The organism is Nitrospira sp. Ecomares 2.1 (genome assembly GCF_965152585.1).
On record NZ_OZ224219.1, the window covers coordinates 3,929,839 to 3,946,105 of the forward strand.

11 protein-coding genes are annotated in these 16,267 nt (G+C 48.4%); 1 reads left to right on the forward strand and 10 read right to left on the reverse strand.

What is annotated here, in order from left to right; genetic code table 11:
- Nucleotides 1-512: 512 nt before the first annotated feature.
- From ACWHYD_RS17395 to ACWHYD_RS17430, 8 genes are all read right to left on the reverse strand, one after another.
- Entirely contained in the window at nt 513-737 is a 225-nt protein-coding gene (locus tag ACWHYD_RS17395; protein WP_447963283.1) for a hypothetical protein, read from the reverse strand.
- A gap of 172 nt (nt 738-909) precedes the next feature.
- Complete coding sequence (locus tag ACWHYD_RS17400; protein ID WP_312644280.1) at nt 910-2,199, reverse strand: 4Fe-4S dicluster domain-containing protein; 1,290 nt, start codon at nt 2,197-2,199, stop codon at nt 910-912.
- 74 nt (nt 2,200-2,273) lie between these two features.
- The gene (locus ACWHYD_RS17405; RefSeq protein WP_447963284.1) at nt 2,274-2,705 is read right to left on the reverse strand and encodes a response regulator; all 432 of its coding nucleotides are present in this window, start codon (nt 2,703-2,705) and stop codon (nt 2,274-2,276) included.
- 158 nt (nt 2,706-2,863) lie between these two features.
- Nucleotides 2,864-6,301, reverse strand: coding sequence for a molybdopterin-dependent oxidoreductase (locus ACWHYD_RS17410; protein ID WP_447963285.1), 3,438 nt, complete (start codon nt 6,299-6,301; stop codon nt 2,864-2,866).
- A 43-nt stretch (nt 6,302-6,344) separates the two neighbouring features.
- On the reverse strand, nt 6,345-6,542 hold the full coding sequence (locus ACWHYD_RS17415; protein ID WP_447963286.1) for a hypothetical protein: 198 nt from the start codon (nt 6,540-6,542) through the stop codon (nt 6,345-6,347).
- A 143-nt stretch (nt 6,543-6,685) separates the two neighbouring features.
- Nucleotides 6,686-8,755 (reverse strand): cytochrome ubiquinol oxidase subunit I, encoded by a 2,070-nt coding sequence (locus ACWHYD_RS17420; RefSeq protein WP_447963287.1) that lies wholly within the window; start codon nt 8,753-8,755, stop codon nt 6,686-6,688.
- Nucleotides 8,756-9,145: 390 nt separating this feature from the next.
- Nucleotides 9,146-9,739 (reverse strand): transaldolase family protein, encoded by a 594-nt coding sequence (locus ACWHYD_RS17425; protein ID WP_447963288.1) that lies wholly within the window; start codon nt 9,737-9,739, stop codon nt 9,146-9,148.
- Between the two features lie 829 nt (nt 9,740-10,568).
- Complete coding sequence (locus ACWHYD_RS17430; RefSeq protein WP_447963289.1) at nt 10,569-12,104, reverse strand: sigma 54-interacting transcriptional regulator; 1,536 nt, start codon at nt 12,102-12,104, stop codon at nt 10,569-10,571.
- A 186-nt stretch (nt 12,105-12,290) separates the two neighbouring features.
- Between ACWHYD_RS17430 and ACWHYD_RS17435 the strand changes: the two genes are divergently transcribed.
- Nucleotides 12,291-13,031 (forward strand): ferredoxin--NADP reductase, encoded by a 741-nt coding sequence (locus tag ACWHYD_RS17435; RefSeq protein WP_447963290.1) that lies wholly within the window; start codon nt 12,291-12,293, stop codon nt 13,029-13,031.
- A gap of 185 nt (nt 13,032-13,216) precedes the next feature.
- On the opposite strand, the gene ACWHYD_RS17440 is transcribed toward ACWHYD_RS17435, so the two are convergent.
- Nucleotides 13,217-14,764: a sigma-54-dependent Fis family transcriptional regulator gene (locus tag ACWHYD_RS17440; protein ID WP_447963291.1), complete on the reverse strand. Its 1,548-nt coding sequence runs from the start codon at nt 14,762-14,764 to the stop codon at nt 13,217-13,219.
- 827 nt (nt 14,765-15,591) lie between these two features.
- Nucleotides 15,592-15,963: a hypothetical protein gene (locus ACWHYD_RS17445; protein ID WP_447963292.1), complete on the reverse strand. Its 372-nt coding sequence runs from the start codon at nt 15,961-15,963 to the stop codon at nt 15,592-15,594.
- Nucleotides 15,964-16,267: the final 304 nt, after the last annotated feature.

Here is a 16,267-nt window from a genome sequence, read left to right on the forward strand (position 1 = left end):
GCTGATCAAAAAGGTCCTCTGTTTTTTGGATTCAATCTGAAATCCCGATGAGCGAATCGTTCCTGTGAACACTGTCTGTTTTTAAATGACGCGTCTATCAATGAGCGAATTACAACTGAGCGCCCTGTTCGATATCGCCTATTATGAAAAATATTTCTTTATTATTGTCCAAATATTCAGGGTCATAAGTGGGACCAAGTCACTCGAAAAAAAATACGATTCATATAGGAGGATGCAGACAATTAAAAGATGCCGTGAGTCCGGCTGATGGTGAAAAAGGAGATGGCGCGATGGATACACTACAAACAGAAAGAAACCATGCTATCGACCGAACCGCCCCACAAAAAATGGAACAGGCTTTCCGCACTTATCACATTCCACATCGGAATTTTGACATGGAAAAAATATTCTTCAGAGGGGGAAAAACGAGAAAGAGCACAAGGAGGTGAAACCTATCCACCTCCTTGTGCTCTCAAAGCGCTGCCTCTCGATGTGTTTTAGAACCCTATGTTTTATGCATTTCCCTGAACCACCTGCCTTGATGGTGAAAACGTTTTGAGGCGCGCTTTCCCCGCTTTGGGTCTGGTTTCATTAACACGATTTTCCATAATCAGAGAATCGACAATTTCTCCACAGTTATAGCATTGCCAGGCCGTGGACCATAATTGCCCCGATTCATTCAGATGATCCCCGATCGTTAACCAATGCATAAGGCCAGCACAACGTTGACAATTCATAAATATATTCCCTTTTTTCCGGCTTCTTCCCCCTTTTACAGGGGGGAGGACCGGATGGCGATGTTACAGAAGCATCATCTCAGCACATGAAAAATTTCGCCAGCCGGTCCCCAGCCCTAACTACGGATTAATGGTTCTCTTTGTCTTTCATGATCCATGACAATTTTTGAACCTACAGCCAGTTCACCCGCTCGGCCGGGCGGATGTAAATCGGCTCTTCCACTTGCTGCCGCACCGCTTCCTTGCCCGATTTGTTGAACCCCAACACCGTGTCGTTGTACATCTCAAACTTCCGTCCATGGATTTGGGTTTCAAACACTTTCGGTCCCGGAATCACGTCATACCGGAAGATGATCTGTTGGCTCGCTCGCCACAACTGCAGCACCGCCAACAACTCCCGGCTCGGCACCAGATACTTCTCTATCGCATTATCCACTCCCGGCCCGAACATCTGCCGGATGTAGCCCCGTGGGGCTTGGCGCGGGGGAATGTAGAAGCCATTGGGCTCCGTGCCCCATTGCGGATACAACGGCAACGCCACTTGTTCCACCCGGATGGCATAGTACAACGGATTCCAGCGGTCTTCCGCCCACAACCCGTCATCGCCCACCTTCACCAGCCCTTGCAACCGGATCTTACCCACGCAGGCCGCCATACACCGCGTCTCCATCGGCTCGCCACCGGTCAGCGGGTCTTTGCCCTCGACCCGCGGATAGCACGCAATACACTTCTCACTCACCCGCGTCGTGCCTCGGTACATCGGCTTCTTAAACGGGCATTGCTCCACACACTTCTTGTACCCTCGGCACCGGTTCTGGTCGATCAACACAATCCCGTCTTCCGGCCGCTTGTAGATGGCCTTCCGCGGACAGGCTGCCAGACAGCCCGGATACGTACAGTGGTTACAGATGCGTTGCAGATAGAAGAAATACGTTTCATGCTCCGGCAAGCTGCTGCCTTGCATTTTCCACGGCTCTTCTTTCGTGAACCCGGTCTTATCCACCCCTTCCACGATCGCCCGCATCGAGGTCGCCGTGTCTTCATAAATATTCACAAACCGCCATTCCTGGTCGGTCGGGATGTAGCCAATGGCCGCCTGCCCAATCTTGGCCCCCGCATCAAAGATCGTCATCCCTTCAAACACTCCGTACGGCGCATGGTGCTTGCGGCCCACCCGCACGTTCCACACCTGGCCGCCCGGATTGACCTGCTCGATGAGCTGCGTGATCTTGACGTCATAGAATTGTGGATAGCCCCCATACGGTTTCGTTTCCACGTTGTTCCACCACATGTATTCCTGCCCTTTGCTGAACAGCCACGTCGACTTGTCCGCCATCGAGCAGGTTTGACATGCCAAACACCGGTTGATGTTAAAGACAAACGCAAACTGCCATTTCGGATGCCGCTCCTCATACGGATACAGCATCTTTCGTCCTAACTGCCAGTTATACACTTCAGGCATTGTCGTCCTCCGTCTTACATAAATAAATGCATAAAAATTTCTGCTAGCTGTCTCTTGATTTAAAATCCCATTCTCTAACAATCAGCACATTCACTCATTCGTAATTTTTTGATCGCCATAGCCCCATTCACGATGTGGTGCAAGGCATGAAGATCCACGGTTTTGAGCAGGACCTCACAATTGCCAAGTTCCTCCACTAGGCTCAAATCCCTTTCCCCGGCATAGGCCGTAAAGATAAACGTCGGGATCATGGGGTGAGTTTTCCGCAAACGCCGTAATGTTTCAATCCCATTTATCCCTTTCATTTTATAGTCCAACAAAATCACGTCCGGATTTTCTTTCAAATGTTCTAAGGAATTAATTAACGCTTCCCCAGATTCAAAATCTCTCACCGTACAGTTCAGACGAATCAATCTTTTGACAATACTCCGACGAACGACCTCATCATCATCCACCACGAATAAAAAGGGGTTGGTCACCACATGGTCCTGGTCTATGCCGTACATATTTGCACCGGATTATCTTCATCGGATGCTCCTTACAAAACGGTTTCTACCAATAACATTCCTTCTTTCTTGAAAAAGGCGGAGGCTGGGGGGAGGTATTCATCATGTTTCTTTCTAGACGTCAATATAGAAAAAAATATCCCCAGCCTCCAACTCATTTACACTTTGATCTTAATATGATCACCCTTCAGCCATTTGATCATGAATTCATTCTCCTGGCCTGGAGTAAACCCGGTCCGAATCGGTTCCCACGGTCCACGGCCGCCGATACCACCGTCCTCCGCTTTGCTAATACGGATGAGACATTCCTTCGGCACGGTATTGACCGCATGATGATCGATTTCAAACCCCCATTTGAATTTCCATTTATTAGCCATTTTGCCTGGCAACGAGTCCAACTGGTGCATGGGCATCAGCCAACTGCGGGTAAACGACTGCTGCGCTCCATACCGGAAGTTCGATTGATAGCCCGTATCCAGCGCAATCGCCCGTCCATCCGGCCGGGTTTCATGCCCTTTCACCGACTTCGCGGTCGACACATACGGCGCATGCTTGGCCATCGTGACATGGTACGGGAACGCCGGGTTGTACTTCGCTCGGATCATCAACCGCGCCACCTTGTAATACGGGTCACTGGGCTTCCAGCCCCGATACGGCCGGTCCACCGGGTTGCCGTCGACATAGACATAGTCCCCGTCGTTGACGCCCCGATCTTTGGCCGCGGCCGGATTGATATGGATTTGATGCTCGCCAACTCCTGGCGTCCGCTTATCCATCCGATAGGCATCCCCAAAGTTGGATTCATACATCTGCACCCAATCATTCACCGACCATTGGCTATGCACCCGATGCCGGGTCTTCGGAGTCACGCAATAGAACTGATACCCCTTCTCCCAAAGCGGATTGGCGTACCGTTTAATTTCCGACCAGGGCAATTTGATGTTGCGGATGGTTTTGTCGTCATGATGTTGCGCCGTGATCGGCACCCCATAGTCATCCGGCCGGATGTACGGATTGGAGGACATGATCGCATTCGGCAAATACGGGGTTGCCTCCGTTCCTTCCCTGTGAGAGATGAAGTTTTCCCCATATTCAATGGCTTCCGGCTCCACCCGGTAGGTCTCCAGGCGTCCACTGCGCGTCCAATGCGGCTTCGATTCGTTGACTTCTTCCCACAATGGGACGCGAGGATAGGTCCGGGTCATGACCATCCAGCCCTTTTCCGACTTCAACATCGTATCCGCGTTATACCCATAGGACGTGCTACCGGCATCCAACAACCGTTGCACATACACATCCACGCGATTGTCATAGACAAATTTAAAGTAATCTTTAAATCTCCCATCCCCCGTCATTTCGGTGAGTTTGGCTGCGACGCCCGCGACCGTATCCAAATCGTTCCGTGTGTCATACAACGGCCGGATGCCGCCTTTCCACACCTGGAACCAGGGATTCGAAACGGTGGCGGTCATTTCCGGATAGGTAAACTCCATCCACCCGTTCACCGCGAATGACACATCGGCATGATTCACATCGGATGTCATTTCAATGTCCTGAGTCACAATCACTTCAATGTGGGGATCCACATTTTTAACCATGTCATAATGGTGCTTGGCATTATTGAGAATATTGACATTGGCGACCCATCGAAGCTTGCTCGGCGTCGGCATGTGCGTTTTGCCCGTAAACACCCGACGACCATACTTCGGCGTATTCACAATCAACGCCGTATCGCCGTGGTTCCAGTAGGTCGTTTCTTCGCCGTAATAGTACGGACGGTAATTAACCTCTTTCCCATGGGCATTCGGATCCGTCGTGATCTTGAACGGATTTTCCCCGGTATGTATGCCAATGCCCTCCCCTGACCATGGAGTGGCCGCCCAAACACCAACTTTATAGTTTCCTGACCATGTATGACATCCAGTTCCGAATTTCCCCATGTTTCCGGTCAGTATCATCACCATGGCGGCCGCACGTCCCATCGACGTCATGTGAAAATAGTGACAGACGCCTTCTCCATTATGAATGGCGGCAGGCTTGATGGTTCCGTTATCTCTAGCCCATCGCACAATAAGGTCTTTCGGACATCGATTGATTTGATGGACGGTATCCAGATCGTAATCCTGCAGATGAACCTGGTACATCTGGAAAAGGGGCATGACATCTGCCTCCCTCCCACTAAGCAATTTCACCCTGAACGTTCCCGTTAACGCCGGATCAAGACCGCTATTTTTAAAATGCCAACCCACCAGTTCACGATGAAGGGGAACCGCCTTCTGCTGGTTGAGGTCCCATACCATACACCCTCCAAGGCGAGCGATCTGCGAAGCCGACAGCCCTTGGACCTTGCCGGAGTAAGATTTGGAGAAATCCGGGAACGCATAATCCTTTATAACGTCTCGCGGATCCAAATATTGCAAGGTATCCGTCCGAATCAACAAGGGGAGATCCGTACCGGATCGAATGAAATCGCTGTCCTGAAGACCTTCGTCTAAAATAATTTTGCATGCCCCAAGAAATAACGCGCCATCGGTCTCGGGGCGGACCGGCATCCAATAATCGGCTCGTTGTGCCGTCGGATTGTATTCCGGGGTAATGACCACCACTCGGGCGCCCCGTTCGATGGATTCGAGTTTCCAATGCGCTTCCGGCATCTTGTTTTCAACAAAGTTTTTACCCCAGCTCGTGTTCATCTTGGTAAACCGCATGTCAGAAAGATCACAATCGATGGCTTGCGCACCTGACCAGAAAGGCTGGGAAGGATCCTGATCTCCGTGCCAGGTTAAATTATTAAAATACCGCCCCCCCTGGGCACTGTCCGGTCCGACTTTTCTCACCCAACTATCCAACAAGGCTCCGCATCCTCCGTTCATGCGGGTAATGCCCATTTTTCCAATGACACCTAACACAGGCATACCGGCACGGAACTTCATACTCCGGACTCCCGAGCCCTTCATCATCTCGATCATTTCCGGCGGATACCCTTGCTCCCGCAATCTCCTCGCTCCAGCCTCGCCGCTATACCGGTTGGCGATCACGATCATGGCCTTGGCCAAATACGTAAACGCGGTATCCCAAGAGACCCGCAACATATCATCCAGATAGCGGGCATTAAATTTATATGTGGTCATGATAGTCGGCGTTAACTCCGGACTTCCGTCATCCATCCAGGCTTTCCAGCCTCGCCGCATCAAAGGTCCCTTCAACCGATAGGGCCCATAGACTCGACGATGGTAGGTAAACCCCTTCAGGCACATCCGGGGGTTATGCGCGAACGTACCACGGTTGCCATAGAGATCTTCATACGTTTGATGATCATAATTCTGCTCGACCCGCATAACGACCCCGTTTCGGACAAACGCCCGGATCCGACAGGCATGGGTGTCATTGGGGGAACAACACCAGGTAAACGAACTGTCATAGCGATATTGATCGTGGTAGACCCGCTCCCATGAGCGGTCGGGATATTCCCCGAGAGGATTTCCAACTTCGATGACTGGCTGTAACGCCGTCAACGCCAGCGCTTTATCCGCCAACGCCACAGCAGCTACGGTGCTTGCCGTAATTTTCAAAAATTGCCTTTTTGTTACAAACATGAAACGCTCCTCCAAATTAAGGTTTCCATTCCTCACTGCCTGATTAATTCTGATATCCCTCCCTTCGTTGAGACTGCCGTAACCGGTGTCTTTCCCAGACATTCAATTCGGCAGGTATGGCCACCGCGTTTTTCGGTGGCTCGACCATTAGATTTGCCCAACCCAATACGAGGACTCCCACGAAGCTGACTATTCCGAAGATCATTTCAATCAGAGGATTTGAAACCCAAAAATCCATCATTTCGCTCTCCTTCACGATCCAACCAATCCATCATGCGCTTCACCTTGTATGAGTAAATGCGCCTTTCATCGCTCTGTCCTCCATTGGTTTCATGAATCCATGATTTATTCACCAAGCCATCCATCAATTTGCCATGAACCACATCAGGAACGACTGGCCGCTTGAGGAGTGAACTGCGGCACAGCCTGTGACTCTGGGACCTTCGGCGTTTCCGGTACCGGCGATTTTTTCCCAGCAAAAGCCGCCAGCCAGAACACGAATAGAATAGTCGACCAGAACAGCAGAACATTGAAGGAGATCATATTCGCGGCAAACCCGATGGTATGGGTATAAGCCCAAGGCGAGTTATCCCGCATGACCTCGTTCACATGCCAGAAGAGGCGGACTGATGACCGGATGTATCCCATCAAGGCCATCATCCAGGTAAATTCCGTGGCCAGGGCGATCAGGGCATATTGCGATCTCGCCGGCATTTTGCCCCATTGAATGGGACCCGCCACCTTGGCATTTTTCAGCATGGCCAGATTCATCGGCATCATTAACAAGAGGCACGACATTGTGGTGGCGACCTGAGGAACTGACAGCCCAATCCGAACGTTTGCCGGAATGAAATACCCATAGATGGCTAACCAAATAATATTGAGACTGCCGACCACGAAAAAACAGGTCATGAAAATATTGCCGAACTTTTTCCATTTCACGGCCGGAATCAAATTGCCGCGCTGATACCAAATGAAACTCACAATCGTCACAATGATGAGCATATTGATTCCGCCATTTTTGGCCGACATCACCCCATAGTTTCCTAAAACGGGATGCTGTTGACCTCCCATGGCTTTCAACTCAGCCGGGGTCATGACAATGGTATGGGGCGTAATGAACACCAGTAATCCCACGACCGCGATGAACACCAGATATTTAATATACCGTTGAAATCGTTCCGCACCCGGCATCCGGCCAAAGCATTGCCACAAGTAATAACTCGTACTCAGAAAAAGGGCACCGATCATGGTGGCCTGAATAATAAACAACCAAGCGAGGAGGCCTCCCATCAGGGTAATTCCCATTTGCTGGCGATAGGCATATACCTCCCGCATGAGCCAATAGCCCGCAAACGGCAATGGAATGAGGAAAATGACTGCGATAAACATCGCGACGTATCCCATCCAGTCGTAATGGGCACGTTCTTCATCGGTTTTAGCGGATAAAAACCGATAGGCCGCGTAGGCGGCAACGACGCTGCCTCCGAATGCCATATTTCCTAAAATTCGATGAACATTCAGCGGATTCCACAACGCGCTATGAATCGCATGCCAAATATTCCCGAGGTATCGTCCTTGTTCATCCACCCCTGCAGGTGACATCATGAAGGCGATCCACGAATTCGCTAAAAACATCAGCACGGTTCCAATGACATTCAAGACCACGGCGATACTGAGATGCACCCACTTCAGGACTCCTTCCCTCATCCTGTCCCATCCGTAGTAGTAGATATACAAAGTCCCGCTTTCTGCCACGAAGAGCAGAGCATAGATGTGCATGACAGGACGGAAAATTCCCGAAAGGTAGCTGAAAAATGTGGGATACAGAGTGAGAAAGGTAAAGAGAAGAATTCCCCCAAGGATCGCGGTGAGCGAATATGCCGTCAGACTGATTCGGATAAAATCATAGGCCAGCTGGTCGTATTTCTTCGCCATGGCCTTATCCTTTGTCACCATGCCGATGAACTCAATCACCATGCAGAAGATAGGAACCGCCAAGACAAAACTGCCGTAATATAAATGCTGCTGGTTCGCAACCCAAATCAGCACTCGACTTTCAAAATTGCCATAGCGGGGATAATCATGCGTATTGTCCGCGGTGACCGGAGCCGTTTCACTCGACACCACGCCCTCTGTCTTGTAATAAATATCCCGACCCATTTCGACCGGCGCTTCGCCTTCCTCTCCTTCGACCACCTCTTGAGCAGACTGAGGACTTTGCCCTCCTCCCCCCGATGCGATGGCTTCACCATTTCCAAACAGAATAGGCATAGCAATACCGATCGGGAGCAACAGCATTACCGTGATCAAGCTGATCAGGATGATTGCGGCATTTTTTTTAAGTTTCCTTCCACTCATTTCTCTACGCACTCCTTTCATTCCTCTCCCCCCAAGATCATTGAGCTCACCGGGGATGTAAGCCGAAATTTTCTCCTTGAGAAATTTATTCATGAAGCTTTTCTGAAGTTGCCGTATTTTTTTCCACCAAATTACATTCCTGTCTTTTCTGTACGTTATTGAACGCATTGCATGGGCCATGCCCGTAAAGAAATTATTCGATTGCTCCAGGCAATCCCTTATAAACCATAGCGTGGCACGTGTTTATGGGAGCATTTCATTGATTAGCCGTTCATATGCCCACGAAAAGACGCGGTGGGGCGTGGTGGGTACCCACCGTTTTGCGTGGCTGGACTCAGAAAAATATGAGCAAGCACAAAGAGACAAAAATTCAGAAGGACAACCGGAACCGGTAAGACCTGCTCCTTCCGGAGCATTCCCAAAATGGCGAGCGAGCTTTAACGAATGTGATTCAGTTCTCAGGAGGTGGTCGAAAAATAGCGATTAATCCGCATGATTGAAAAGTTGACGAAACATGGAAAATGGCATTGTGCAGATATGCCCTCCCGCCAACGCCGCCTCAAGCACCTCATGAGGAGAACGGATACCCGCGAGAAGCACCTGAGTGGAAAGCCCGTAGTCTCGAAAAACTGTGACAATTTTACGAGTGATATCGTTTCCCATCGATTGATTGTCACCGGTGTGATCGGGACAAATGGACACACACCACGCACCGGCTTTCGCGGCAATCAATGCTTGCGTAAGAGAAAAACACAGAGACACATTTACCCGGAGACCTTCGGCCGTCAATCGCTTCGTCGCCTTGAGACCTGCAGGTGTCAAAGGACATTTCACCAGAACATTTCTATGAATTTTTGATAATTCTATGCCTTCCTTGACGATGGCTTCTTCTTCAATACTCAACACACCCACGCTAATTGGGCTGTCCACATAACGACAGATTTCCCGAATTCCTTGATAAAAATTCAAACCCTGCTCAGAAATCAAACTGGCGTTCACAGCTATCCCATCCAAAATTCCCAGACTGCCAATCTCCCGAATTTCTGTGAGACTCACTGTATCGAGATAAAATTTCATGAACGGTCATTACTCATGAACAGGAACAACCCTCCTCGCCTTGAATACCATTGCCGGAAACATGACGGGCCCCTTTACCCTCATAATCTGTAATGATCAGGAATCTCATGACAACCACTCTCTTCATTTGTTCTCAATGAGTTAGCTTCACGCTGATATGCATAGACTAAGCCATGGTCCGGTTCAGAACCCATACGGAATAAATTCTTAAAATTTGATTTGATTCAGATAAAAAAGTCCATGGTTGATGAAGATGGATAGACATAACCACGACAGTCCGTGGTGGCTCTAGCACTTAAACCTTGATATGACGCGGCTTTTCTGCGGAATGGGATTTTGAAAAAGTAGAAAATCAGATAAAGAAAAGGAGTAAAAAAATTCTTGAGATGAATGGCAAGCTTCACATTGGATCCAGAAGACCTGATGCGCTAACACAATTTCCGAATAGGTCTGGGTGCCAATCTAAGATGTTCCACCGGGCCGGTACATACCTGACCTGTCAATCGCTGGCGGGCAATGACGGGAGAACAGACTGCCGCATGAAATAGACTACATCAATCTGAGCATTTAATCCGTGTGGGGGTTAAAAATTTACAAAAGGCACCGGCATCAGGAGAACATTCCATCTCCTTCGCCAAAGAGACCAGGGTAATTATTCGAGCAGGATCACTCGGCCCGACAGGCTCATTGAAATGAACAAACTATATTTTGGATCACATGAACGACATCATGAGTCGGGTGGGGCATCGTAGGGTACATATACGACACATCATGCAGGAAGATCTTAAAAGTTAAGGCGGACTCTACGGGGAAGGGAATATTGCAAAGACTACTTTCTGGGGCTTGAGCCATTCGGCCGTTGAAGACCTAACTTTTTGATTCGACTCCGGAGTGTGCTCGGAGCCAACCCGAGTTGTTCCGCTGCCCCGTTCTCCCCCTCGATCTGCCAATTGCTGGAAGCCAGCGTCTGGAGAATATGTTGCCGTTCAAAATCGACTAACCCAGCCGGGGCCTTGGATTCCTGCGTCGTGTTGTGGAGAATCAAGAGCCGCTCATCAATACGCAGAACCTTTTGGTGGGAGAGAATCACCGCCCGCTCAATGACATTTTCCAGTTCTCGAATGTTGCCCGGCCAGGAATACCGGATAAGCCGTTGGAGAGAATCCGGTTCAATCAATTCGCAGGGCCGCTTGAGTTTAATGGCATAGTGCTCAAGGAAATGCTGTGCGAGTTCTGGAATATCTTCCGGCCGGGCACGAAGTGGAGGGATGGTAATCGGAAACACATGAAGTCGATAAAAAAGGTCAGCTCGAAAACGACCTTGCTCAATAGCTGAAGGCAGATCAGCATTGGTCGAGGCCATCAACCGAATATCCACCGGGATAGACTGCTTGCCTCCCACACGATCAACCATCCCGTCCTGAATCACTCGTAATAATTTCGCTTGGGTCTCCAAAGGAATTTCCCCGATCTCATCTAACAACAAGGTCCCGCCATGGGCCAACTCAAAACGCCCCTCACGCCTGGTGTCGGCTCCGGTAAATGCGCCTTTTTCGTGACCGAATAATTCGCTTTCGACCAATCCTGCCGGAAGGGCCGCACAATTAACCCTAATAAACGGCTTTTTAGCACGCAAGCTCCAATCATGAATGGCTTGGGCAAGGAGTTCTTTCCCGGTCCCCGTTTCCCCGGTGATGAGGACCGTCGCCGTCGTAGGCGCCACCTCGCGAGCGAGTTCCAATACGTGCTGAAAAACCTGACTCCGTCCGACCATGGCACCGAAATGTTTTGTCAGTTTGAGTTCCTCGACCAGATAGACATTTTCTCGTGCCAAATGCTGACGCAACAGATTAATTTCCTCATAGGCCTGAACATGATCAATCGCATAGGCAATTTGCATGGCCACTTGTGATAAGAACTCAATCGCATCGGGGTCCGGGTCACCCGCATCAACGCTTCCAAGATTCAAGACCCCCACACACTTCCCTCTAACCAACAGCGGAAGGTTAATCATGCGTCCAAGTCCTTCCTCGACATACCACCGGTCTTCGAGAAAAACCTGTTCCTGGTTGAGGTCAGGACGGACATGTAACGTTTTGTGATCGTATACCCACCCCATTCCACTCCCAACACGCGGTATCACCGTATCACCTTGGACCACGACCCTGGCCAAATGAGTCGTCACAACATAAAACTGAAACCCGTCCGATTTACGATCATATAAGGTCACACTCGCCCGTGCCCAAGGCATGACCTGTTCAATTTGCTCGATAATCGCTTGCCAGAGACTACTGGTATCCCTTTGTGAATTGAGTACAATCGCGACATTCAGTAGCGCCCGGTAATTTCTCTCAATTCGTTCCACGGTCCTTCAATCCTTTCTTGAAACCGATACAACCATAGAACCAGATTTCCCCTCAGTCCTCGAAGGAGCATAAACCCGTTTGTCTATTAAACATACCAAATTTGACTCAACCCCTTACACAAACGATAGGATGGAATCAGCACTGCCTCGCCTCTTCTCATTCGTAATGACCACGGAGCAACCTCAATGATAAAACTCACCAAGCCTTCTTTATATCACGTGGCATTGAAGAAACGTCAGGCCATCGCAACAGGAAAAATGGCATTCTATTTTGACCGGCCGCCTGGATTCACATTCACCGCAGGTCAGTTTATCGATCTGTCATTACCGAATCTTTCAAAAGCCGAACCAGAGGGCCATACACGAGCTTTGACCCTTGCCAGCTCTCCCTCCGAACAACATCTCATGGTTGCCACACGTCTTCGGGACACCGCCTTTAAACGCACATTGACAGATATGTCTATTGGGGCTTCAATTGATATTGAAGGCCCATTCGGACAATTCATTCTGCCCACCGACGATTCCCGGACGATTGTCTTTCTCGCGGGAGGGATCGGGATTACACCTTTCCGAAGCATGCTGGTGGAATCAGCACACCACAAACTTTCACATCGAATCATTCTCATATATTCGAATCGGCATCCGAAAGATGCGGCATTCCTTGATGAACTGCAAACCCTCCAAAAGGAAAATGAGCATTTTACATGTATTGGAACAATGACAAGCCCGAACAGAGGCACCGAAATCTGGGAAGGGGAAACCGGCCGCATAGACCAAGTCATGCTCAAAAAATATGTCAAAGAAACGGAAAAGGCTCTGTATTATGTTGTTGGGCCCCCTGCAATGGTTAATGGATTACGAAAGATGCTGGAGTCTGCAGGCATTCCAAAGACCGATATTCGCTCTGAAGAATTTGTGGGCTATTGAAATTCTCATGAAGATCCACTTGCTTCGTTCAGCAATTGATGAAAATGGGAAATTTTCTGGACTCTACAACTTAACGAGAGGGGACTAAGGTGGTAGGGGCAAAACTAGAGGGCGGCCGATATTGATTCGTTGACTCCAGATCGTCCGGCTTTTCATCTCAACGACACAGTCCCCGCTTGAATATATTATTCAGATTGTCTTTTGATTCCGAATTTTTTCAATCGACTTCTCAGTGTACTGGGATGCAATCCCAGGTGTTTGGCCGCCCCTAATGGACCATCTATCCGCCATTCACAAGCCGTCAAGGCTTGTAGAATCCGAGTGCGCTCCACGTCCTTCAATTGAGTGGGCGGCAGGGCATCCATGCCATGTCCCGGTGAGGGCAACAATGATTCTTCCACATGCACAAGCGTTGATTGGGAAAGAATCATCGCTCGTTCAATCACGTTTTTGAGTTCCCGGACATTACCCGGCCATGGATACTGAATGAGCAACTCCATTGACTGATCATCGATATCCTGACAATTTCGTCGAAATTGCAACCGATTTTTTTCCATAAAATGTCGCACCAGCAGGGGAATATCGTGCAGACGTTCACGGAGAGGAGGCACGACAATCGGAAAGACATGCAATCGATAATATAAGTCTGAACGAAAACGCCCCTCCGCAATCGCCTTGCTTAAATCGCTATTGGTCGCGGCGATGATTCGCACATCGACATCCTTCCCCTCGATACTGCCCACTCGTTCCACAATCCCATCTTGTAAAACCCTCAGGAGTTTGGCCTGTGCTTCAATTGGCATCTCCCCAATTTCATCTAGGAACAAAGTGCCATTATGCGCTAATTCAAATTTTCCGGGTCTTCCATTTTCTGCACCGGTAAACGCGCCTTTTTCGTGGCCGAAAAGTTCGCTCTCTACCAGCCCTGAAGGTAACGCCGCACAATTGACTCGAACAAAGGGTTTATCTTTTCTGGGGCTCAACTCATGAAGCAACCGCGCTAACAGTTCCTTTCCTGTTCCCGTTTCACCCATGATGAGCACTGAAGTCGTGGTGGGTGCAACAGCCTGGGCCAGGTCCAGGACGTTCTTGAATTTCTGGCTGTTGCCGACCATCGCTCCAAAATCATGACTAACTTTGATTTCTTCCAGGAGGTAGGCATTTTCACGAGTAAGTTGTTCTTTCAGATGGTTGATCTCTTCATAGGCACGCACAAGATCAACGGCAAAGGCAATTTGGGTGGCCACTTGGCGCAAAAACAAGACATTTTCCGGATCAGGTTCCCCCGATTCCACGCTGCCGATATTCAGAGACCCAAAACAATTATCCCCGACAATTAGGGGAATATTGATCATTCTGCCTAAACCCTCTTCCTGATAATACGCATCCTCTAAAAATACCGGGTTTCGTTGTAAATGGGGCCGTATGTGAAGACGCCGGTGACCATACACCCATCCCATGGCACTTCCTTCTCGAGGAATAATGGCATCACATTTCAACTTGACCACAGGCATACTCGTTTCCACCGCGTAAAACCGAAAGGCATCTATATCATGGTGATACAACGTAATACCCGCGCGTTCCCATGAGATCACCTTTTTGATGTGTCCCGTAATGGCTTTCCACAGATCTTCAGTATTCCGCTGGGAATTTAAGACATTCGTCACTTCCAGCAAGGTTTGATAAAAATGCCGGCCAACTTGATCGGTTTGGTGGAACATTTCAAATTTCATCACTAATCCCTTCACGCAACCTCAAGTATATGTGCGAAGGATCATGACCTTTCGGAAAATTTTCTGAACATGGTCATAATTCATGAAATACTGTCGGCTCATACCAAGAAAACCATCACAATTCATAACCCGTGTTTAAGACTAAAATATCGAATAATTTTGAAAAGAAAAATTCAGTCATGGGGAAAATTAATAGAGCTTCATTTCTTCTCAAAAAGAGACGGCAATTACCAAGCCATCAACCGTTTATTTGTTGCATGCCAAGACCTATTCACCTAGTCGTAATGGTCGCCCAACAAGAGATAAAGTTTAAGTCCGATTTATTTTATTTTTCAATAGCTTAATGACTCACAAGACCGGATCGCCCATTATATCATTCGGCTACTGTAATGACTTGTTCTTATAAAGGAAATTTTATTAAAAAAACTTCATGTTCGAACCAGGAAATTGAGCGGTAATGCACTGGGATACCGTGCTTAATCGCACATCTATCTATCGTATGGATCTATTACTCTGGCCTCTTATCCATTACTCTTTTCTTAGGTATTGCTTTGGTAGGTATCGCGGAAAGGTTCTCTCCCGATCTCATTCGCCAAATGAAGCAACTTGGTCACTTTCGAGTCATCATGGCGTGATAGAAAACGAACCCATGGCAGTCGAAAATACTTAGCAGAAAAAAAAATGCCTGACACTTAGGTCAGGCACAAGGACAACACAATGAGAGAACTTATTCGTTCTTAAGGAACGGGGATCTTAGTAACCTCCCCGTTCCAAAGAACGCCATTAGACATTTTTTGACAATTACAACTAAATCATTCAGTAGACCACTACTCCCGCAGACTCGCCTGATCCGATTGCCTATTATGCCAGGCGATCCTCTGATTCAAAATTTCAGAATCCCCCTTCAAAGTCGAGGCAATAAGTTTCATGGAATTTCTCTGCATCCCCTTCGGGTCAAAGTGGGGCTTTTTTTCATAATGGGCTATTCTCGCTTCCAGTTGCTGAACGCGGCTCTGTAGATCCTGGACTTCTCCTTCTTTAGCTTTAGCCGCAGTCATATGATCCTGAATCGACCACCCTTGGGTTTCAGCTTTCCAGGCAGAACTTTGTTCTTGACTGTTCTCAGCAGCCAAGACAAATTGCGGAAGGCCGAGGAGCATCCCCATAAGGAAAAGTGGAAAAAGTATTTTTTTATTCATATCCCTCTCCTTTATTAATGAACCAGAGTTCATCAAACCTGCCCAGTTAGCATTAACGAAATTTTCATCACACTATCTCAATATCCAATTTATATGCCAACAAGGCAACTGTATAATTTTGCTTAAAAAACAATAACTTAGTATTTATTTTACTTAATTATTTCGTAACACATGTAACACTTAAATGAAACAAAAGTGTTCCAGTAAGTTACATATAGTTACACTTTTTGGCTTCTCAGATACCTTACTTATTGGCACTTTATAGTGTTTATACTTAGTAAACTAAAGCCGGAACCGAGCATAG

Excerpts from the sequence above, each read along its gene's own strand:
- ACWHYD_RS17395 (WP_447963283.1), bottom strand. The coding sequence starts at position 737 with ATGAATTGTCAACGTTGTGCTGGCCTTATGCATTGGTTAACGATCGGG.
- ACWHYD_RS17400 (WP_312644280.1), bottom strand. The coding sequence starts at position 2,199 with ATGCCTGAAGTGTATAACTGGCAGTTAGGACGAAAGATGCTGTATCCG.
- ACWHYD_RS17405 (WP_447963284.1), bottom strand. The coding sequence starts at position 2,705 with ATGTACGGCATAGACCAGGACCATGTGGTGACCAACCCCTTTTTATTC.
- ACWHYD_RS17410 (WP_447963285.1), bottom strand. The coding sequence starts at position 6,301 with ATGTTTGTAACAAAAAGGCAATTTTTGAAAATTACGGCAAGCACCGTA.
- ACWHYD_RS17415 (WP_447963286.1), bottom strand. The coding sequence starts at position 6,542 with ATGATGGATTTTTGGGTTTCAAATCCTCTGATTGAAATGATCTTCGGA.
- ACWHYD_RS17420 (WP_447963287.1), bottom strand. The coding sequence starts at position 8,755 with ATGAATAAATTTCTCAAGGAGAAAATTTCGGCTTACATCCCCGGTGAG.
- ACWHYD_RS17425 (WP_447963288.1), bottom strand. The coding sequence starts at position 9,739 with ATGAAATTTTATCTCGATACAGTGAGTCTCACAGAAATTCGGGAGATT.
- ACWHYD_RS17435 (WP_447963290.1), top strand. The coding sequence starts at position 12,291 with ATGATAAAACTCACCAAGCCTTCTTTATATCACGTGGCATTGAAGAAA.
- ACWHYD_RS17440 (WP_447963291.1), bottom strand. The coding sequence starts at position 14,764 with ATGAAATTTGAAATGTTCCACCAAACCGATCAAGTTGGCCGGCATTTT.
- ACWHYD_RS17445 (WP_447963292.1), bottom strand. The coding sequence starts at position 15,963 with ATGAATAAAAAAATACTTTTTCCACTTTTCCTTATGGGGATGCTCCTC.